The sequence below is a fragment of the Streptomyces sp. NPDC001709 genome (assembly GCF_053596375.1).
In genome coordinates this window covers 38465-58458 of record NZ_JBSFGB010000005.1, presented here as the reverse complement: position 1 = coordinate 58458, position 19994 = coordinate 38465, and the positions used below count along the sequence as shown (strand labels likewise).

Sequence of the window (19994 nt, the reverse complement as noted above, 5' to 3'; positions counted from 1 at the left end):
CATGCCGCAGTCAGACGAGAGCGCTGTGCCCAAGACGCCAGCAAAGAGCACGCTCGGTGACAAACTCCGCCCCGCCGTCGAAGCCGCCCGGACCAAGGCCGGTGAGGCGATCGTGGGACTGACCGGGATCGCCCAGGCGCTCAGCATGACCGAGACGGCGGCCGGACTGCGGGAGACCGGCCAGCAGCTGCGCGCTGATACGTTCAAGATCCTCATCATGGGCCGCTTCAAGAACGGTAAGTCGACCCTGCTCAACGCCCTGCTCGGCGGCACGACCAGGCCGGTCGAGCTGCACGGGCACCAGGGGCCCATGATCGTGGACGACCTGCCGGCGACCGCGGTCCTCACCGAGGTGCGCTACGCCGATGAGCCGTACGTGCGCGCCTGGTCGAAGACCGGCAAGAGCGAGACCTGGACGCTCGGCCGCTATCTCAACGAATCCGCGCTCGGCGTGGACCGGGACGAGAACAGGGAGCGGTTCGAGCCGATACGCCAGTTCGAGATGGGTTTTCCCGCACTGCTGTGCTCCGACGGGTTCACGATCTACGACTCGCCGGGCCTGGACGACGAGGGCGAACTCGACGGGATCACCCTGGAGGCCGTACGCCGCTGCGATGTCGCGATCGTCGTCTACAGCACCAGTGCCGCCATGGGCAAGGGCGAGCGGATGAACGCCGCCAAGGCCGTCGACGGCGGCGCCAGCGTCTTCTCCGTCGTGAACCTGTGGAACGGCCGCCGCGTCGACGAACGGCTGCGGGCGTTCATCTGGAACCGGTACGTGCACGAGGAGCTGGGCGGCCCCAAGTACACCCCCGAGCGGGACCTCACCGCACAGGGCGTCTTCTTCGTCGACGCCCAGGCCGCCCGCGAGGCCCGCTACGGAGGCGACGAGACGGACGCTGTACGCTCCGGACTCACCGACTTCGAGCAGTATCTGGGTGCCTATCTGCAGCGGGAACGGCTCCAGATCCACCTGGGCAAGTTCGCCACCCAGGCAGGCGGGTTCGCCGACGGCATCGAGCAGCACATCGGGCAGCGGCGGGCCGCGGTGGCCGCCGACCAGCAGCAGCTGCTCGCCGCGTACCGGACGGTGCAGCCGCGCCTCGACGAACTGTCCACGCGCCCCGGCAAGCTGGCCCCGGTGTTCCGGCGGGCGCGCCGTGAGGCGGAGGCGACCTTGTCCGCGAGCTTCCAGTCGCTGCACGCCCGTATCCTCCAGGACCTGCCCGGCCATCTCGATACCGTGCAGCCGCCCACGGGCGACAATCTCCTGAAGGTCTTCCAGCAGAAGAAGCTGGTGACGGAGCTCTACCAGGAGGTGGGCGGCTACCTCGACAACCAGGTCAAGCAGTGGGCGTCCGGGCAGGCGCTGGACGACATCGGCCCGGTGCTCGAGAACCTGTCCGAGGAGATCGAGGCCGAGGCGACGCTCATCAGCGCCAAGCTGGAGGACATCCACCTGGAGCTGACCGGCTGGCGCCCCGAGGCCAGCGGGAAGGGCGTGGTCACCACCAAGGAGAGGCTGCTCACCGCGGTCGGCTCGGTCCTCATCGGGGATCTCCCCAGCGCCCTCGGCGGCGGCGCGGGCGGACTGCGCGGCGCGGTGGGCGCGGCGGCCGGCGGCCTGACCGCGGGGTTCGTCCTGGCCGTGGCGGGGCTTGTGGGCACGGCGGTGTTCTGGCCGGTGGCGCTGGCGGTGGCCGCGGTGAGCAGCATCCTCGTCGGCGGTTCGGGACTGGTGGAGAAGGCCAGGAGGAAGGTGCTGGCCGACGCTGAGGCACAACTGCCGAAGATGCGGGCGGAGATGCTCCCGAAGATCGCCGAGGAGCTGCGGCGCAACTTCGACGCGATGGAGTCGGCCGTCACGGCAGAGTTCCGCAAGGTCGTGGACGAAGAGCGGCGCAACGTCGAGGACATCATCAAGCTCAACCAGGCCGACCGCGCCGCCCGCGCCAAGACCCTCACCGAGCTGGCAGCCCTTACCGAGCAGCTCACCGAGCACCGTGCGACCCTCAAAGCGGCCCTCACGGTCGCCAAACAGGGGTGAGCACGATGACGTACCCCTGGGACGGGATCGGCACGCCCGATCTGCCCGCGGCGCTACGGCGGCAACTCGCCGAACAGCATGGTGGCGCGTACACGACCGAGGTGCAGCGGAGGGTGCTCGCGGGCGTGCGGAGGGCGCAGGCGCCGGCCACGACCGTCGTGTTCGGCGGGCACTTCAGCTGTGGCAAGTCGACGCTGCTCAACGCCCTGCTGGGCCGCGACCTCCTGCCGACCGACGACTTTCCCGAGACCGGCGTGCCCTGCCGGATCACCAGCGGTCCCCGCGATCGGGCCGTCGCCGAGACCGTCGACGGCGACGTCGAACTCGCCTTCGGGCGTGCCGCGCTCTCCGGTGTCGTCTCCCTCGTCGGCGCGGACGGTGAGTACCGCGAGGCCGTCCATGCCGTGCGTGAGGTCCGCGTGACCGTCACGGACGGCGGACCGGCCACGCAGGGGTCCTGCTGGATCGACTCGCCCGGCATCGACGACACGACCGCCGTGCACGAGCGGGCCGTACGGACCGCCGATACCGCCGACGCGCTGGTGTGGGTGGTGGACTCGCGGCGACCGCTCTCGGTCGGTGAGACCGAGTTCCTGCGCGAACACCGGGAGCGCACCGGGACGGGCGCGGCGCTGTTCGTCGTCAACGCCTTTCTGCCCGAGGACACCACGGCGGACTGGGGGCGGTTCCTGAGCCGCGCCGACTACTTCCGCGCGCGGATCGCCGCGCTCGACGACACGGCCGCCGTGGTCGTGTTCGTCTCGGCCCGGGCGGCATCCGGCAGCGCGGACCGCGGGCCTGGCTTCGGCCTCAGCGACGTACGTCAGCACCTGGACGCCCTCGGTCTGCGCACGCACCCGCGGGTGCGTGCGGTACGCCTGCACCGAGCCGCCCTGGTGCTCGACCGGCTCGCCGACGAGACCGCGGACCGGCGCACCCGGCTGCACCGGGAGAACCGGGCGAGCGAGCGCCGCAGGGCCGAGCTGGAGCGGAAGGCGGCGGCGGTACGCGCCGAACGGATGCGGGATGAGACGGCGCGGCTCATCGCGACATGCTTCGAGCGGCGCGGGCGCGAGGTGCAGCGCTGCGGGCCCGCAGTCGCCGCCGAAATGGGCGACAGCGGCCCCCTGTCCCGCGACGGACGGTACGTCGCCTCGCTCAACCAGCGCGTCGAGCACGTCTGCAAGGCCCTCGCCGACGACCTCATGACCGCCGTCACGAAGGTGGCGCAGGAGGAGCAGCACCGGCTGCCCGGCGCCGACGTACGGACCGCGCTCGGCCGCACGCTCCACCCCGGCACGCTGACCCTCAACGTGCCCGACACCCCGCTCGGGGTGGCCCGCGGGGGAGCGGGCGGGGCGCTCGGGGCCGCCCTCGGCACCCTGCTGCTGCCCGGGGTCGGCACGGTCCTCGGCGCGCTCGCCGGATCGTTCACCGGGGCCGTATCCGCCGCCGAAGTCGCTGTCGGCCGCGATCGCGAGGGTGCGAAGGCCGACGCCCTGCGCGCGGCCGAGGACGCGGCGCGGGCCCTCGAGGCCAGAAGGCCCGCCGTGACCCGCCTGTTCACGAAGGCTTGCACCCCGCTGCCGGTGCCTGCGCCCGTCACCGACCCCCGGCCGACGGCCGCGCTCGACCGGCTGCATGACCATCTGCGGGCGCAAGCGGAGCGGCTGACGGCAGCCGCTGCGGAGATGGCCGCACCACGGTCCGGCGGGACGGTCATGTCGGAGGACACGAGATGAACGGTGTGGTCGGAGTCATCGGGATCGACCCGCAACATCTGCGGACCACGGTGGTGCTCCGCGAGGGCGACGGGCCCGCCGCCCGGCCGGCCCCCGTCGGGGACGGCGTGCGCCGCTCGGTTCCCAACGCGGCTGACACGGAAGGGCGTTGGGGCAGCGAGGCCGCGGCGCAGCGGCTGGTCGGGGTACGGCCCACGGACGCGGACACCGAACTGTACGGGTGGCGGTGCGATGCCTGGTCCCCCGAATTCCGAGCCGGACTCCACCGCCGCCTCACCCGCTACCTCGGGGAGGTGCCACCGGTTGCGCTGCACGGCTACCGCACGTGTGTGGCGGTCCCGCCGTCCGGCCCGGGCGAGGCGGACGAGTGCTGGCCGGAGGCCGAACCGGTCGGCCCGACGGATGCGCTGCTGTGCCGCTGGCTCACCGGCGGCCCAGGCGGTCGGGCGGTCGTAGCCGTCGCCGTGGGGGATACCTGGAGTCTCACCGGCGCGTACCGCCTGGAGGACACGGCGGACGGGCGGCGTATCACCCGTGTGGGTGCCCTGCGGCGCGCCGACGGGACCGGCACCTGGCGCAGCGCACTGCTGCGGCGCGTGCTCGACCGCTGCCCCCCGGCCGTCCTCGGGCCGCTGGTCCTCGCGGTGCTGGACGGCGTCGAGGAGTTCGCGACCGGGCTCCGGCTCGGCGACCCGGACCGCCAGGTGACCTGGGCGGGGCCGCTGGCCGACATCCTCTACACGCCCTTGAAATTGACGCCACGTCAATTCATCGCGGACCCCGGGACCGGACCCGCCGTAGCCGGTCTCACCCTGGCGGTGCAGAGGGCGGTACGGGACCTCGGCGCCGGCGCCGGCGACGCGGAGGCGCCGGTGATCGTGGTCGGCGGCCCTGGCGCCGTGTGGCCGCTGCGCTCGGCACTCTCGCCCCGCCTCGGCACCCTGTGGCAGAGCACGGATCCCGGCCTGGACCTCGCATGCGGGGCGAGCTGGTGGCCGAGCCTGCGGGGATGGTTCCGGGGGAGACCCGACGGGAGCGTGCAGGCTGTGCCGGCGGTCGGCGGGGGAGGGGCGACGAGCGCCGCCGGTGGGCTCGGCGCCGCTGGGGGCCCTGACAGTGCGCAGGGCCTCTCCGGTCCCGATGAACCCGTCGGCTCCGGCAGCCTTGCGGGCACCGCTCCGCCGGGCACCTCCCCGTACGACGAGATCCCGCCCTGGCAACGCCCGTAGAGCTGGGGGCAGCACGCGCTCGTGGATCCGCGCTCCTGCCTGCCGTGACCGGCATCGCCGAACCCTTCGCCCCTGAGCCCACGCCGTCATGTGCCGACGTGAAGCATCCGTACGACGCCGACAGGGAACCCCGATCGCCCCGTGCGCCGGTACTCCCGTACCCCAGTACTCCCCGTACCCCGGTATTCCCGTACGCCGGTACACGCGTCCCCCGGTACACCCGTCCCCCGGTACTCCCGCGGCACCGCTGCCGCCCACCACATCGCCCCGCCCGTGGCAGCGCCGCCCGCCGAACCGTCCGCCCTGCCCGCCCGTCATCCGCCGGAGGCCCCGATGACCGCGCTTCCCGACCTTCCCGCCCTGCCCCCCGTCACCCCCGGTGGGGCGGTGACGGCCGACGCCCTCGGGCCCACCGAGGCGTTCGACGCGGCCTGGGCCGCCGAAGACCTGCCCGAACTCATGCTCGCATTGCTGGAGCGCCGCCACTTGACCGCCTTCGAGCCGTCCCGCTGGCACGTCACCCCCGCCTCCGACGGACACGCCCGGCCCCTGCTGCACGAGGTGCTGGGTCTGGGCCGCCCCCACACCCAGGTGCCGCCCGGCCCCGCGATGACCCAGGTCCTGACGGCCTGCCACACCCCGGGCCAGGCAACTGTCTCCGTCCTGTTCGGCGACGGCACCGGCCACCGGGTCTTCTTCGGCGGGCGGCGCACCGCCGGAGCGGGCGGCGGCAGCGCCGCCGACTTCCTCGCCGGACAAGCAGGCGCACTGCAGGCGCACTTCCCCGGACTGCGCCTCGGCCCCGCCCTCCCGCTGAGCGGCACCAGCAGCCCGGACCAACCCGCCCTGTCGGATGTGGCGGCCTTCCTGCACTCCGCGCCCGCGCTCGCCGTCGTCACCGGCATCCCGTCGGCCCGCACCGACGTCGCCGGGCGGACGCTGCAGAGCATGGACAGGCTGGCCGCGGCGCTCGGCGGACGCCGCTACGCGCTGGTGACGGTCGCCGAACCGCTCGGCGCCGACGTGCTCGACGAGACGCTGGACCGCACCCGCCGGCTGCGCGGCGACACCCACGCCCATGTGCGGCGCACCCTCTCCATCTCCCGGTCCGACGGCGTCTCGGCGTCCCACGGCGAGTCCCACATGGAAGGCGGAGCACAGGGCGCTCTCGCGGACACGGCCGGATACCTCGCGGTGCTGGGCGCATTCTGCACCGCGGCAGGCAGTGCCGTCGTGTCCCTGCCGCGGCGCCGTGCGATGGGCCTCGGGGGTGCCGCCATGACGGGACTCAGCGCATTGCCCGCCGCCATGGCAGGACCGTCCCGCTCGACGACGAGCGAGACCGGGACAAGCCGCACCGTGGCACGCGGCGCCACCATGGAGGTCCTCGACGCGAACGCACAGGCCTGCGAGGAAGTGCTCCAGCGCCACCTCGACCGGATGACCGGGGCCAGGGGCGACGGCTGGTGGCGGCTTTCGGTGTACGTGGCCGCCGACGGCGACACCACCCTCGCCGCGGTCACCGGCGCCCTGCGTGGCATCTGCACGGGCCCTGGTACCGAACTCGACCCGATCCGCGTCCTGCGTCCCGACCCGTGGGCCGTCCGCGCCGCCATGACCGGCGCCCGCTCCCTGTACCTGCGCTCCGCCCTGGGCGGACCCGCGCATCCGCTCGGCGCGGCCTTCGACTCCCTCGGCACCTGCGTCACCTCCGCCGAACTGGCCGTCCTGACCGGACCGCCGCAACGCGAGATCGCCGGGGTGCCGATGCGGGAGACCGGCGAGTTCGCGCTCACCGCACCGCCCGGGCCCGACGATCCCGGCGCCGCCGTGCACCTCGGACAGCTGCTCGACCCGCTCGGCCGGCCACTGCAGCCCGTCACCCTCACCGCCGAGGCCCTCAACCGGCACGTCCTCATCGCCGGAATGACCGGCTACGGCAAGACGACCACAGCCAAGGGCATCCTCACCCAGGCCCACACCCGCCTCGACGTGCCGTTCCTCGTCATCGAACCGGTCAAGGCCGAGTACCGCGCCCTCGCCGCCCACCCCGAACTCCGCGGCCGCCTGCGCGTCTACGCCATCGGCACCGACGGCGTGCTCCCACTGCGCCTCAACCCCCTCGCGCCGGTCGACTCCGTACCCCTGCTGCGCCACATCGACTTGCTCAAAGCGGTCTTCAACGCGGCCTTCCCGATGTTCGCCGGCATGTCCTACGTCCTGGAGGAAGCGCTGCTGGAGGTGTACGAGGAGCGCGGCTGGAACCTGCACACCTCCCTCAACGACGCCCTCGGCACCAACCCCTCGTCCGAGGACCGCGCCGCCCTCACCCCCCGCCTGCGCGACCTGCACGACAAGATCGAGGAAGTGCTGCAACGCCGGGGGTACGGCCCCGAGGTGCACCAGAACATGGGCGCCGCGCTGCGCTCCCGCATCGGCAGCCTGCTCGTCGGCGCCAAGGGCCTGGCCCTGGACACCCGGCGCAGCCTCGACCCACGCGACCTGTTCGAACGGCCCTGCGTGATCGAACTGCGCAACCTCGGCGACGACGAGGAGAAGGCCTTCGTCATGGCCCTGCTCCTCAGCCTCCTGTACGAACACGCCGAGTCCCGTCAGCATCAGCCCCGCCCCGACGCGCCCAGCAGCCTGCGCCACCTGACCCTGATCGAGGAGGCGCACCGCCTGCTGCGGGCCGGGCGCAGCGCGGCCAGTGCCGAGTCACCCGACGCCCAGGCCAAGGCCGTCACCCTGTTCACCGACCTGCTCGCCGAGATGCGCGCCTATGGAGAGGGCTTCATCGTCGCCGACCAGATCCCGTCCAAACTCGCCCCCGAGACGCTCAAGAACTCCAACGTCAAGATCCTGCACCGGCTCACCGCCCACGACGACCGCGCGGCCGTCGCCGCCGCCACCAACCTCGACGACGCCCAAAGCCGCCACCTCGCCACGCTCCCGCCCGGCGAGGCCGTGGTCCACGACGACCGCATGCACGCGGCAGCGCTGACCGCCATCACCGCGCAGCATCCCGGCACAGTGCCCGACACCGTCCCCGACAGCGCCGCCGACCGCACGTACCTCCACCGCAACGCCGCCTGCGTGAAATGCCCCCGCCCCTGCACCTACCGCCCGACCACCCGCCACCTCGCCCCCACCCACCCCGCGCTCCTGACCTTCTTCGAGGCGGTTCTGCGGGAGACCGATCCGGAGCAGGCCTGGGACGCCTGGACCATCTGGCGCGAAGCCTGGCAGACCGGCACCCGTGTCCAGGACGAGGAAACCCGTACGGGCCGCCTCTACTGCACCGCCACCCAGGCCGGCCACCGCTGGCTGCGCACCCGCGAGGACGACCGTGCCCGCGCCGCCGACGGCACTGTCCGCCTCCCTGCCCCCGACCGCCTCCTCGCCGTGGACCACGCATCCCGCGCCCTGGCCCGCCTCTGCGCCGCCTGGCTGGCCGCCGACACCCTCGACGAGACCACCCGCATGCGCTTCACCGACACCCACCGCTCCCTGCGCACGCTCGTCGCCGACCATCCGGTGAACCCCCACCCCGGCTGCGCCGACTGCCCGGCCCGCTGTCTGTACGAACCCCAGGCGGCCCGGCACCTGCCGGCCCTGGCCGGGAAACTCGCGGCCCGAGCCACCGCCCCCACCACCGCTTCCCAGCGCGTCCGCGCCCTGGAACGCGCCGCCGCCGAGGACCCGGCCCTGCACCCCACCTGGACCGCACTCCCCGACCCCACAGCCCGCCGCGAACTGCTCTACTGCCTGGTCGCCCAGTCCGTATCCCACGAAAACCAGCCGACCCCCGACGACGTCTTGCAGGCCCTGATCGCCGTCCCGGCCATCCCGAAACCACGAGACTGAGCGCCTACGTGCTCCGGGAGGACCGGTCGCGGTACTTCATGAAGGATGCGCCGGGATGCGCCATGGGGAGCCGCCGCACACCGCGGTGGCCTCCCCGTGCTCCGTTTCCGCCACCCGAGGACATCGCGACTGGTCCAGGCCCCAGGCCGACTGCTCACCTATCGGAATTACATGTGCCCGCCCTGCCTGTTGATCTACCCTCGCCGCATGTCACAGCCTGTTCGACTCCACGTCTTGATCACCGCCCTCCCCGGCCGCGGCCAGGAGCAGGTCGACGCCTATGAGCGGCTCGCACCGATCGTTCGGGCCGAGGAAAGATGCCTGCAATACGACCTGCACCGAGTGGTGGGCGATCCGGATCGGTTCGTGCTCGTCGAGCAATGGGCGTCGCGGGAAGCGCTGGCCGCGCACGACGTCACCCCCCACATGGTCGAGGCCGATGCCGCCAGCCCGGCGTTCCGGGCGGGACCGGCGCAGGTGATCGAGATCGAGACCGAGCCGGTGCCATACGCCGGCCGCGCCGGCTTCCCCCGCGACAAGTCCCCTGCGTTTGCGGTGCCTCAACACGGTCGGCCAGCTGCGAGCCGCGATCAGTCCCGGGTGCAGGCCTACGGCCGGCAGCAGACCGAGCGTCGGTGTACGGGCCGATGGGTGAACTGGTCGAGACGTCCAGTGTGCTGGCCGTCATCGGCGCCGGGGCCTGGCCGATCTCCCGAGGACGTGCCGCCGGCTTCTCGTATGCCGGTGGTGGACACCCCGTGATGGAACGGGTGTACCTACAGGGCAGCATGCTTCTCGACGGCACGGTCCGCGGCAACACACCTACGGCCGTACCGAGGCCTCCGAGGCCGACGCGCGCGCCGCCGCCGTCGCGGCGGACGCCCATGACTTCGTCAGCGCGCTGCCCGAGGGCTACGACACCCCGGTCGGACGATGCCTCCACCGCACGCATCAGGCGTGCAGCCGGAGCACGAGGCGGCTTGAGAGCCGGCACAACCGGGTCCTCGCCCCGCCCGCCCCGCCGGCACCGTGACGGCCTGTTTGCCGGCGTCGACCGCCGTGTCGACGTCCCACTCGTCGCCCGTACCACCGCCGCTATGGACCGTGGTGGTACACCGACCCGGGGTGCAGACCCGCGGACGTGGCGAACAGCTGGGGCACCGTCACCAGGACGTAACCGCGCGACTGGAGCGTGCGGACGATGGTGGGGACCGCCGGCGGGGTTGTCGCGTAGCGGTCGTGCAGGACGACGATCGCTCCCTGTCGCACGAGGGTCAGCACCCGGTGCTCGATGAGGCGGGCATTGTGGTTCTTCCAGTCCTTGGCGCTGACGCTCCACATCACCACCGACAGCCGCGCCGCACCGGCCGCCGCCCGCACCCTGGCGTTCCAGGCTCCGAAGGGGGGCCTGAAGAGGCTCGGGCGGTGCCCGGTGACCGAGGCGATCTGCGCCGCCGCGGTGTCCAGCTCACGGTCGATCCGGGCGGCCGGGAGGCGGGTGAGGCGTGGGTGGGTGACTGTGTGATCACCGATCGCGTCACCGTCGCGCTGCTCCCTGAGGACAACGTTCCGGTACTGCAGGGCCCGTGGCCCGATGAGGAAGAAGGTGGCGACGGCATGCCGGCGCTCCAGTGTCGCGAGAATGGGCACCGTGTAGGCGGTCGGCCCATCGTCGAAGGTCAGGGCGACGCACTTGGCGACCCGGCAGTCGACGACGGGAGCCGATGTCGCGACGGCGGATCGGGAGGGTCCGGCGGGCGCGCGGGGGAGCGCGGCGGCGGTCGGCGGCGCGGCCGCGGCCGCGCATGCGGCTGCCGCCGTCATCACGCGCCGCCGCCCTGTCCTTGCAGGCATGGCACCCACCTCGATGGCAGCACGGCGGTCGTGTCTTCAGGGTCGCCGCTCCGACCGGATCCGGCATCGCAGGATGAGTGTGAGAAACGCCAGAAACAGCTAAGTTCTCCGTAAAACGCCTAGGTGGGAGAGCCGGGCGAAGATCTCCGCCTCATACCGGTTCTTAAGCTTCCCCGCAGGGGAGGAGCCGCCGCGCGCTGGACCACGAACGGCGAGGGCGCAGAACGCCGTACCCGGTCTCCCACGACCAGGCGAAACTCGGTCGTGTCGCCCACACCCCGGCCGCCAGAGCCGCTATCCCGGTCTGGCCCGAACAATCAGCCGGAGAACAAGGGGACGACACATGAAGCCGGAATGCAGCACCTTTCAGACATCGCGGCGTGGCTTCTTCCTCGCGGGCGGCACACTGGCCTCCGCCCTGACCGAGGCCCCTGTGGCACAGGCTCTGACCCATGCGCGGGACACGAGGGGAGCAGTCCCCGGGGGGCTGCTGCGCCCCGTGGTGACGCGCCCGGCGGACTGGGAGCCGGTGGCCGAGGAACTCGACCGGGCTGGGCGGTTGGGCGCGGACGGCATCGTGTACCGGGTCACGTTTCCCCGGTACGACCTGAACGTGTCCTCGTATGGGGTCAGCGGCCTGGTGGAGGCGTCGTACGCGGCCTTCGCCCGCTACCCTGACGGCCGCACGATGATGATGGGCGACGTGGTCGCCACCGAGGCGGAGCTGCAGAGGGTCACCGATGCCCTCCAGGCCCAAGGCCTGGAACAGTGCGCGATCCACAAACATCTGCTCGCCCACCGCCCAACCCTGTGGTGGACGCACCTCCGGGGGATCTCCACCGACCCGGTGGCCCTGGCCTTCGCCATGCGAGCCTGCCTGGATGCCACCGCCACCCCCGGGCCCCGGGACCCCGACAGGACGCCACCGCCCGGTCTCGACACCGCCGCGATCGACGCCGCGCTCGGCGCGAAAGGCGTGAGCGAGGACGGCTACCGCTTCTCCTTCGCCCGCAAGGAGACCATCAGCGACGAAAACCGCGTGGTTGCGCCCGCCATGGGTGTGACCACCTCCTTCACCTTCCACTCCGTCGGCAACGGCCGTGCCGCGGTGAGCGGGGACTTCGTCATGATCGCCGACGAGGTCCAGCGGGTCATCAAGGTCCTGCGGGACGGCGGTATCAAGGTCGTCGAGCTGCACAATCACGCTCTGAGCGACAATCCCCGCCTCTTCTACCTCCACCTCTGGGCCATCGGCGACGCCGTGTCCCTGGCCCGCACCCTCCGGACGGCCAGCGCGGCCACCAACCTCGCCACCAGTCCCTGAGAGGGACAGCGTGGGGTGAGCACCGGAGCCGTTCCTGCACCGGCGTTGCGGCTCTACGGCGCCCCGAAAGGCCGGCGTGGTGAACTGCGGTGATGCCCCGCCAGCGTCACGACGTCACCCCGGCCGCAGCCGGGCCGTCGACGGGGATGCCCAGCCGGCCGGCCACGGTGGTGAGGGACTCGCCCAGCGGGAGCGCGACCCGGGTGAGGGCGTGCCGGTCGCCCCGGGTCGCATCCCGGTTGACGATCAGCACCGGCCTTCCGGCCTGAGCCGCCTGGCGGACGAACCGGAGCCCGGACATCACCGTTAGCGAGGAGCCCAGGACCAGCAGCGAGGCCGCTTCACGGACCAGCCGGCGGCAGTTTTCGACCCGCTGCGGCGGAACGGCTTCGCCGAAGAACACCACGTCCGGTTTGAGTACGCCGCCGCAGATCGTGCAGGGCAGCACACGAAAGTCCCCGACCTGTTCGTCGGTGAGGTCGGCGTCGCCGTCCGGGTTGATTCCGGCGGCCACCGGCTCGAAGCCCGCATTGGCCGCCTCCAGCCGCCGGGCGAGTTCACGGCGCGGGCTGAGGGCACGGCAGGAAAGGCACAGAACCCGGTCCAGGCTTCCGTGGAGTTCCACGACGCCCGCGCTGCCGGCGGCCTGGTGCAGGCCGTCCACGTTCTGGGTGATCACACCCGAGAGCAGGCCGTGCCGCCCGAACGCGGCCACGGCCCGGTGCCCGGCGTTGGGGCGTGCGCGACCGAAGGTGCGCCAGCCGAGGTGGCTGCGCGCCCAGTACCGGCGCCGGGCCTGGGCGCTTGCGGTGAAGTCCTGGTAGGTCATCGGGGTGTGCCGACTCAGGCTCCCGCCCTGGCCCCGGTAGTCGGGGATGCCCGACTCCGTGGAGATGCCCGCCCCGCTGAGTACCAGCACACCGCCGGTGCTCAGCACATCGGCGACCGGTTCGAGATCCGTGGTGCCCGGCGGCAGGTCCTCGGTGGGGGTCCAGCTCAGGGTGGGGCGCATGCGCATGCAGCCAGGGTACGAAACAGGCTGACTTCCGTCGTTTGGTGTCCTTGCCGGTCGGCTGCCGAAGCGACCGCATGCCCGGCGCACGCCCGGTGCTTCGCAGCGGTGTCGAGGATGGACGGCCGTCGGCCGACTCTGTCCCCACCACACTGGCCGCGTCGAGGTCGCCCAGATCGTCCGGCGACATCGCGGCGCCCACCTTGGTGACGATGCCCGCGGCCACCCTCCAGTTCATCAGGTGTCCCGGTCCCTCCGGCCTGCGGCCGGGCGTCGCCCACGGATCTCCGTGCCGTCGTTGACCCCGGGACTTACCACCGCTGCCCAGGCGCGCCGCAACGAGCCCTACTCCAGCGATGGGTTCAGCGATCACAGTTCATGGATCTACCTGGAGGCCGAGCTACGCCGAGTCCCCCCTGGGCGGCAGCCCCGTCACGATGTCTTCTGTGAATCGACGCGCGAACCCCGTGCCTTATAGGGTCGACAGCGCGATGAGGAGGACGGAGGCGACCATTGCAGGGCCGCGTGGTGGTGATCGGTGCCGGGGTCGCGGGGCTCACCACGGCAGTGTGTCTGGCAGAGTCGGGCTGGGACGTACGCGTCGACAGTGATCAGTCACCCGGTGAGACGACCTCGGCGGCCGCGGGCGCGATGTGGGACCCGTATCTGGTCGAGCCGGCACACCTGGTAGGCCCGTGGAGTCAGGAGACGCTGTCGGTTCTGACCTCGCTGAGCGCCGATGCGGACACGGGAATCCGGCTGCTGGAGGGAACCCACGAGTCCCGCATCCCATGCGACATGCCCGCCTGGGGCACCTCGGTCGGCGCGGAGGCATGCGCACCCGACGAACTCCACCCGGGCTTCGTCACAGGATGGAGGTACCGCGCCCCGGTCGTCGACATGCCCCGCTACCTCCACTATCTCACCCGTCGCCTTGCCCAGGCCGGCGGACACATGCGCCGTCACCACTACAACACTCTAGAAGAGGCGGCGCGTGAAGCGCCGGTGATCGTCAACTGTTCAGGGGTCGGTGCCCGGTTGCTGGCGGCCGACGCCTTCGTCGAGGCGGTGCGCGGCCAACTCGTCGTGGTGGAGAACCCCGGTATCCCATCGTTCTTCTGCGACGACACTCCCGGGACCGAGGAACTCACCTACATCTACCCGCACTCCGACGTGCTGGTCCTGGGCGGAACGTCGGAACAGGACAACTGGGACCTCCGGCCCGACGAGACCGCGGCCAGGGAGATCATCCGGCGCTGCGCCGACGTGGAGCCGTCGATCGCCGCAGCCCGGGTCATCACGCACCGGGTCGGGCTGCGGCCGGCCCGCACACGGGTCAGGCTCGGCGAGGAGAGGCGCGACGGCACGCTGCTGCTGCACAACTATGGTCACGGCGGAGCCGGACTGACGCTGTCCTGGGCCTGCGCCCGCGAGGTTGCCGAGCGGGTTCGTGGAGCGTCGGGGCTCACTCCCTGATCTGCCACTGTCGGCGCTCCTCGATCCCGCTCTCCGGTCCTCTGCGAAAGAGATACAGCCAGGTGCGCGCTGCCAACGTTGCCGTGAGAACCATGGTCCACGGCCAGCTCGTGACCTGCGCGGCCACCAGCACGGAACCAACCGTCGGCGAGACGGCCGTGAGCGTCATCAAGGTGACCTCGCTCGGGCTCCGGCGGAATCGGTGGGCTATGGAGAATTCCGATCGCTCGTACCAGGCGATTCCGGCACTGATCACCACAGCGAGAACTATGGTCGTCCACGGGTCGTCGCTGACCTGTGCGTAGGTGACGGGCAGCGAGATCAGGAAGGGAAGGACGCCGCCGTACTCGGACAGTACGTTCCCCCATTTCATGATCTTGCCGAATGAGTTCGAGCGGATCCGGGCGAGTTCGCCGGAGGCATTCGCATAGACGATCAGGGACAGCACGGTGCTGAACGTCGCTCCGATGAGGAGCAGGCGCACGTCATCCGGGAACCGGCTCGAGGCAAAGGCGAAGCCGAGCAGGAAGGTGATGGCTGCGAGTATCGAACCGGAGAAGGCGATGCCCGCCGCGGCTTCCCCGGACTGCAGAGCCGCCGGGTCGTCCTGCTCGAACCGGGCTATCTCAAAGGCGGGTTCACCGGCCAGGGTCACCAGCGCGGTCACGGCGTGGTCGCCGGGTGCCAGGGACTCGGTGAGCTGCTCCCGCGCACTGACGGGTACGAGATGCCGTGCGTCCGGGTCTATGTATTCAACACGTAACTTGTACTGATAGTGGATCTGGACGCCGTCGCCCGTACGGCCCGTGCGCATGACCCGCGTCCCTATGAAGCCGCCCTTCAGTAGAAGCCGGACCACGGCCAGTTCATCAACCGTTGCCACGGCGGATATCAGCGGCGGTTCGTTCGGATTCTGCGGGACTTCCTCCACCATCTCGGCCAGGAGCCGGGAGGCCATGCCCTGGCGACGCATCCCGTCCCGGACCGATATCACCGACAAGCGTATGTGTCCTGGTGCCGGCATTTCCGCGGCTATGCAGCCCACCATGTCCGAGTCGGCTTCGGCCACCCGAACCAGACCGCGCGCAATGGCGTCGGCGAGAAGTTCCGACGACGGCATGGCACCGGCGTCGCAAGTGTCGGACAACAGTGAGCTGAGTTCGGCCAGATCAGCCGGGCGAGCCACCCGGGTGGACCATGCAGTCATGTCCCTCAGTTCCACTCAACTTGGCGTCGGCGTGGAGTTCCGCGCTGCGGGCGATCATCCTACAGAGCAACTCCGTTTCCATCAGGGGATGTTGAGCGTCCCGGACGTACCTCATCCGCCTGCCGATCAAGCTGGCCACGAAGGACCGCCCGGGCGGCGGAATGACACTGGCGACCGCTGTGCGCGGTGGGTACGGTCGGTCTGGGAGGAGCGGCAAAGCCGATCGGGCTGCGCTGACAGGCCGAGACGGACCGACGGGGGCCCTGTGGATGTCATTGAGCGCAAGCTGACCGACCCCTGGGAGGGGGTTCTGGTCGCTCCCGCCCGCGGCAGCGACACCGGCGTTCTGGTTCTGGCGGGTTCCAGCGGGCGCGTCGAACGGGAGAGAGCACGCATCCTCGCCGAGCAGGGCATGACGGCCTTGTCGATCCGCTGGTTCGGCGGGCCGGGGCAATCCCCGGGAATCTGCGAGATCCCCCTGGAGACCTTCACGACCGCCGTCGACTTCCTCCAAGCGAACGGCGCAGAACGCATCGGGATCCTGGGTGTCTCGAAGGGAGCTGAGGCAGCCCTGCTCACGGCAGTGCACGATCCGCGCGTGGACGTGGTCATCGCGCTGTCGCCCACGTCTCGAATCTGGTGCAACGTCGGACCAGGCCGTGACGGAGCGCGGCGCCCCTATCGATCGTCCTGGACCTGGCGAGGGCAGGCGCTGCCTTTCGTCCCGATGGATGATTCCTGGGCTCCCGCAGAGCCGGGCAGCGGGCCGGTCGCCATCCGCGGATGGTACGAACGCAGTGAGCTGACCTTCCCTCACCTGCTCCCTCCTGCGGAGATCCCCGTGGACAAGGCCCGGGCCGATCTCCTGCTGGTCGCAGGTGGCGACGACGCGATGTGGCCGTCCCTTCCCTTCGCCGAACAACTGGCACGACGCCGGCGCTCAGCCGGGGCCACCGTGCGTCTGATCACCCGCCACGATGCCGGTCACCGCCCGCGACTTCCTGGCGAGAGCCCCGCGTCGGCATCCCCGCAATTCCTGTACGGAGGCACACCCGAAGCCGACGCGCTCTTGGGGGCAGCTGCCTGGCCTCACATCCTCAGCGCGCTCCGGAGCTGAACACGCTCCGTTGCGACGTCTGACCCTCGCTCGTGTTGATCGCGTCCGACGTTACCGCGTCGGCACCTTGAGCCGTTTGCGCGCGCGGCCACCAGTGCACAGCTGGTCGTCCTGGGCTGACCCTGTCAGGGAGAGAGTTCTGCGTGGCGAAGGCTCCCGAACACTGCGGGGGTTGCCCAGCCGCGCAGGGCAGCGTGAATCGCCGATCGGAACGCGGCCTCCGCTGTAGGGGTGTCGAGCGCTTCAGCCAGTTCGAGCATCACAAGCCCGTGCAGCGTGACCCAGAGCGAGAGGGCGATCGACGTCGCTTCGCCGGCGAGGACGGAACTCGTCACGGCCCGGTCGATCGCCGCGATGAGTGGCCGGACGGGGTCATGGGTGCCGACCGTGCCCGACGGATCGAAGGATTGCGCCCCTCCGAACAGCACCGTGTACAGGTGGCTGTGTCCGCGTCCCCATAGCCGATATGCGATGGCCAGGGCATAGAGGTCGGCGAGGGGATCGTCAGAGGTCGGCACCGCCGACAACTCCTGGAACAGGCCGGCGACAGCCCTGTCGCGTACCGCTCCGATCAGTCCGTCCTTGCCCCCGAACAGCGAGTACACCGCCGTCGTTGAGGCGCCGGCGGCAGCCGCCACGGAGCGGACCGTGACCGACTCCCGCGAACCCGTGGCCAACATCTCGGTCGCGCACGCCACGAGCCGCTCTTTGACCGCCTCATCGTTCGTCCTCGGTCTACCCACGACGAGAAGCCTACTCCATCTGATAACGTCGTTTTGAAACAGCGTTCTGAAACGACGCTCTGAAACTTGGGAGTCCACCATGGCCGCATTCGCCAAACGCCTTGTCCGCTTCACCGGACGCTTACTGCTGGTGCTGTCCGCCGTAGCGGCGCTGGCTGTTGTCTTTCTCGTGTTGATCGTTCTCACGGACGGGGCCGGCTCGGGACTCGCCGCTTGGCTGACGACCCTCGGTGTTGCTTCCGTCGCCGGACTGTGGCGCAGCCGGCGCCGCACCAGGGCGGGGCGACTCGTGCCGTTCGTGCCGGGGGTTCTTGCGGCGGCGTTGACGGCGACGGTCTGCGTTCCGACCGTTCCCGCAAACCGGCAGTACCCGCCCGCCCTGCACTTCGTGGCCACACAGCACTGGAGCCTGAAAACCGGCAGCAGAGTCGCGGTGTACCACTACCCGCCCGCAGGCACCGGCCCCCGACGCCCGATCCCGCTCGTGTACCTCAACGGGGGGCCGGTCCGCGGCATATCGGAACTCGACCACCGGTTCCTGCAACTCCTGGCAGGCCAGGGCTACGACGTCTACGCCTATGAACAGGCCGGCGGCGGCCGCAGTGACCTGCTCCCCATGGACCAGTACGCGGTCTCCCGATCGGTCCGTGACCTCAACGCCGTCATCCATCGTCTGGGCAAGGGCAAGGCCGACGTCCTCGGCTTCTCGTCAGGCGCGGTCGTGCTCACTCGAGCACTGGCCGACCCCTCCGTCGCCGCGCAGCTGCACCGGGTGATCATCGCCGAGCCCGGCCCGATGGACGGCCCCACATCGAGGATCGCCGGGCACCAGGGACGCCCGTCCGCGCGCGGCCTCGCACCGGGCATGACCGGACCGCGATCAACGCACATCCCTCGGTACGCCGTGGCATTCGGTCTCATGCGACTCGGACTCCTCACCCCCGACACCGGACTGGTCGGACAGGCGGAAGGCGACAACGCATTCACCGCCGCCGACCTCGGCAGCGACACTGCATCCGCCTACTGCGCGCGCGACGCGCATCGCATTCCGTCCGAGGACTCCACACAGAACTTCTCCTTCAGCCCCGCCGCCAGCCTCCGCGTCGAGCAGACGGTGAAGGACTCCCCGTCCATCGCCCGGCAACTGAGGCACTCAAAGACGCCCGCCATGCTGATGATCGCCGAGTGTTCTTCCCAGGTTCGCCAATGGGAGACCGCGATCCTCGCCAACGACCCCGTCATCCAGCGCACCCAGTACATGCCCGGAGTCGGCCATCACATGTGGAACGGCCTGGACGACAACAACGCCCGAGCCGCCGCTGTCGTCAGTGCGTTCCTGCAGAGTGAGCCGGCACCTCTGCCGAACTACCCCACTCGCGAGGAGATCCCCGCCTTCCTGCGTGATCGCAGGTGATGCCCCGGTATTCCGTCCGGTCCGACCTCCATCAGGGGCTGCTGGAACTGCAGCGGAGAACCTTCAGCTGGCCAATTGAGCGTTGAGCGGGCAGCCTGTCTATCGCCTCATCCAGGCGCTGGTGCCTTGGATGGTGCACCGGTCCCGGACGTAGCAGGAAGGACCACATGGCAAGCGCCGATCTGACAGCAGTGGTGGTCGCCGCCGTCGGTGTGGCCGGCACGATGGGTGCACCACTACTCGCCCAGTGGTCTCGACGCCGCGAACTGGCGGAGGAGGCTGAGCGAGCGGAGAGCCAACGCCGGCAAGACCGTGACGAGCGGGACTTGCAGCGCAAGCGTGACCTGTACGCGGCGCTCAACTCGTCGGCCCGCGCCTACCGGACGGCCGCCTTCGACTACGTCCTGGCTCTCAAGCGCGGCGACAACGTAGACGGATCGGCGCTGGACGCTGCACGCAGCTCCTATCGAGATCAGTACGCACAAGCCCAGATGGTGCTACCAGGCCGCGCTCTGCAGGTCGCCTCGGAAGTCAACCGCTGCCTGAGTCTGGGCTACAAGCTGGTGAAGTTACTTCCCAACTCTGCTGGCAGCCATGAGATATGGAGGCAGACGGAGACATGGTTCACCACTCCGCTCGCGGAGGCGGTCTGGCTGCTGCGGCATGCCCTCCGCGAGGACCTCGGCGTCCTCGATGAGTTCCCTGACCTGCCGGAACGTGTCGAGCAGTTGAGAGCCAACCGGAGGCGTCTCGCCCGGGAGACGGAGACTGCGCAGGACCCACCCCCGTCGGCCCAGGCGTGAACCAAATGTGCCGGTCGAGTTGCTCGGTCAACTCTCGGCCGTCGGCGAGCGTGTCCCGCAGGTCGGGGAAGTACTGCACGAACAGGTCCGGGCGGAAGGTGGCGAGGAAGGCGGTTGGTTCGTCGCCGGGCTTGGCGAGGGTGTGCGGAATGGATGTGG

General features: G+C 70.7%; 14 protein-coding genes. 10 read left to right on the top strand and 4 right to left on the bottom strand.

From position 1 onward, the window contains the following. The first annotated feature begins 1 nt into the window (after position 1). The 5 genes from ACWC0C_RS09230 (at position 2) to ACWC0C_RS09210 (ending at position 9647) form a co-directional block, all read left to right on the top strand. Positions 2-2047 (top strand): dynamin family protein, encoded by a 2046-nt coding sequence (locus ACWC0C_RS09230; protein ID WP_450862809.1) that lies wholly within the window; start codon positions 2-4, stop codon positions 2045-2047. A gap of 5 nt (positions 2048-2052) precedes the next feature. Further along, complete coding sequence (locus tag ACWC0C_RS09225; protein ID WP_450862807.1) at positions 2053-3789, top strand: dynamin family protein; 1737 nt, start codon at positions 2053-2055, stop codon at positions 3787-3789. Beyond that, positions 3786-5018, top strand: a complete 1233-nt coding sequence (locus ACWC0C_RS09220; RefSeq protein ID WP_450862805.1) for a hypothetical protein — start codon at positions 3786-3788, stop codon at positions 5016-5018. Before ACWC0C_RS09225 ends, ACWC0C_RS09220 begins: the two co-directional genes overlap by 4 nt. A 273-nt stretch (positions 5019-5291) precedes the next feature. Continuing rightward, positions 5292-8885 (top strand): helicase HerA domain-containing protein, encoded by a 3594-nt coding sequence (locus ACWC0C_RS09215; RefSeq protein ID WP_450862803.1) that lies wholly within the window; start codon positions 5292-5294, stop codon positions 8883-8885. Positions 8886-8930: 45 nt separating this feature from the next. After that, entirely contained in the window at positions 8931-9647 is a 717-nt protein-coding gene (locus ACWC0C_RS09210) for a putative quinol monooxygenase (protein ID WP_450862802.1), read from the top strand. Between the two features lie 333 nt (positions 9648-9980). Here ACWC0C_RS09210 and ACWC0C_RS09205 read toward each other — a convergent pair whose 3' ends face one another. Next, complete coding sequence (locus ACWC0C_RS09205) at positions 9981-10739, bottom strand: polysaccharide deacetylase family protein (protein ID WP_450862800.1); 759 nt, start codon at positions 10737-10739, stop codon at positions 9981-9983. Between the two features lie 343 nt (positions 10740-11082). Here ACWC0C_RS09205 and ACWC0C_RS09200 point away from each other — a divergent pair, with 343 nt between their 5' ends. After that, complete coding sequence (locus tag ACWC0C_RS09200; RefSeq protein WP_450862799.1) at positions 11083-12063, top strand: DUF1259 domain-containing protein; 981 nt, start codon at positions 11083-11085, stop codon at positions 12061-12063. A 106-nt stretch (positions 12064-12169) separates the two neighbouring features. On the opposite strand, the gene ACWC0C_RS09195 is transcribed toward ACWC0C_RS09200, so the two are convergent. Further along, positions 12170-13081, bottom strand: coding sequence for an NAD-dependent protein deacetylase (locus ACWC0C_RS09195; protein ID WP_450862797.1), 912 nt, complete (start codon positions 13079-13081; stop codon positions 12170-12172). Positions 13082-13588: 507 nt separating this feature from the next. Here ACWC0C_RS09195 and ACWC0C_RS09190 point away from each other — a divergent pair. Continuing rightward, positions 13589-14551: an FAD-dependent oxidoreductase gene (locus ACWC0C_RS09190; protein ID WP_450862795.1), complete on the top strand. Its 963-nt coding sequence runs from the start codon at positions 13589-13591 to the stop codon at positions 14549-14551. Here ACWC0C_RS09190 and ACWC0C_RS09185 read toward each other — a convergent pair. Then, the gene (locus ACWC0C_RS09185; protein ID WP_450862793.1) at positions 14541-15758 is read right to left on the bottom strand and encodes an N-acetyltransferase family protein; all 1218 of its coding nucleotides are present in this window, start codon (positions 15756-15758) and stop codon (positions 14541-14543) included. The two genes, ACWC0C_RS09190 and ACWC0C_RS09185, sit on opposite strands and share 11 nt — an antisense overlap. On the opposite strand from ACWC0C_RS09185, the gene ACWC0C_RS09180 reads away from it, so the two are divergent. Further along, entirely contained in the window at positions 15757-16875 is a 1119-nt protein-coding gene (locus tag ACWC0C_RS09180; protein ID WP_450862791.1) for an acyl-CoA thioester hydrolase/BAAT C-terminal domain-containing protein, read from the top strand. The two genes, ACWC0C_RS09185 and ACWC0C_RS09180, sit on opposite strands and share 2 nt — an antisense overlap. 125 nt (positions 16876-17000) lie before the next feature. Here the strand turns inward: ACWC0C_RS09180 and ACWC0C_RS09175 are convergent, their stop codons facing one another. Continuing rightward, positions 17001-17618, bottom strand: coding sequence for a TetR/AcrR family transcriptional regulator (locus tag ACWC0C_RS09175; protein WP_449196576.1), 618 nt, complete (start codon positions 17616-17618; stop codon positions 17001-17003). A 79-nt stretch (positions 17619-17697) separates the two neighbouring features. Here ACWC0C_RS09175 and ACWC0C_RS09170 point away from each other — a divergent pair, with 79 nt between their 5' ends. Together ACWC0C_RS09170 and ACWC0C_RS09165 are read left to right on the top strand one after the other, a co-directional pair. After that, positions 17698-19032 (top strand): alpha/beta fold hydrolase, encoded by a 1335-nt coding sequence (locus ACWC0C_RS09170; RefSeq protein ID WP_450862790.1) that lies wholly within the window; start codon positions 17698-17700, stop codon positions 19030-19032. A 167-nt stretch (positions 19033-19199) separates the two neighbouring features. Next, positions 19200-19835, top strand: a complete 636-nt coding sequence (locus ACWC0C_RS09165; protein WP_450862788.1) for a hypothetical protein — start codon at positions 19200-19202, stop codon at positions 19833-19835. The last annotated feature ends 159 nt before the right edge of the window (positions 19836-19994 follow it).

Excerpts from the sequence above, each read along its gene's own strand:
- ACWC0C_RS09200 (WP_450862799.1), top strand. The coding sequence starts at position 11,083 with ATGAAGCCGGAATGCAGCACCTTTCAGACATCGCGGCGTGGCTTCTTC.
- ACWC0C_RS09195 (WP_450862797.1), bottom strand. The coding sequence starts at position 13,081 with ATGCGCATGCGCCCCACCCTGAGCTGGACCCCCACCGAGGACCTGCCG.
- ACWC0C_RS09230 (WP_450862809.1), top strand. The coding sequence starts at position 2 with ATGCCGCAGTCAGACGAGAGCGCTGTGCCCAAGACGCCAGCAAAGAGC.
- ACWC0C_RS09185 (WP_450862793.1), bottom strand. The coding sequence starts at position 15,758 with ATGACTGCATGGTCCACCCGGGTGGCTCGCCCGGCTGATCTGGCCGAA.
- ACWC0C_RS09225 (WP_450862807.1), top strand. The coding sequence starts at position 2,053 with ATGACGTACCCCTGGGACGGGATCGGCACGCCCGATCTGCCCGCGGCG.
- ACWC0C_RS09210 (WP_450862802.1), top strand. The coding sequence starts at position 8,931 with ATGCGCCGGGATGCGCCATGGGGAGCCGCCGCACACCGCGGTGGCCTC.
- ACWC0C_RS09165 (WP_450862788.1), top strand. The coding sequence starts at position 19,200 with ATGGCAAGCGCCGATCTGACAGCAGTGGTGGTCGCCGCCGTCGGTGTG.
- ACWC0C_RS09205 (WP_450862800.1), bottom strand. The coding sequence starts at position 10,739 with ATGCCTGCAAGGACAGGGCGGCGGCGCGTGATGACGGCGGCAGCCGCA.
- ACWC0C_RS09180 (WP_450862791.1), top strand. The coding sequence starts at position 15,757 with ATGTCCCTCAGTTCCACTCAACTTGGCGTCGGCGTGGAGTTCCGCGCT.
- ACWC0C_RS09170 (WP_450862790.1), top strand. The coding sequence starts at position 17,698 with ATGGCCGCATTCGCCAAACGCCTTGTCCGCTTCACCGGACGCTTACTG.
- ACWC0C_RS09220 (WP_450862805.1), top strand. The coding sequence starts at position 3,786 with ATGAACGGTGTGGTCGGAGTCATCGGGATCGACCCGCAACATCTGCGG.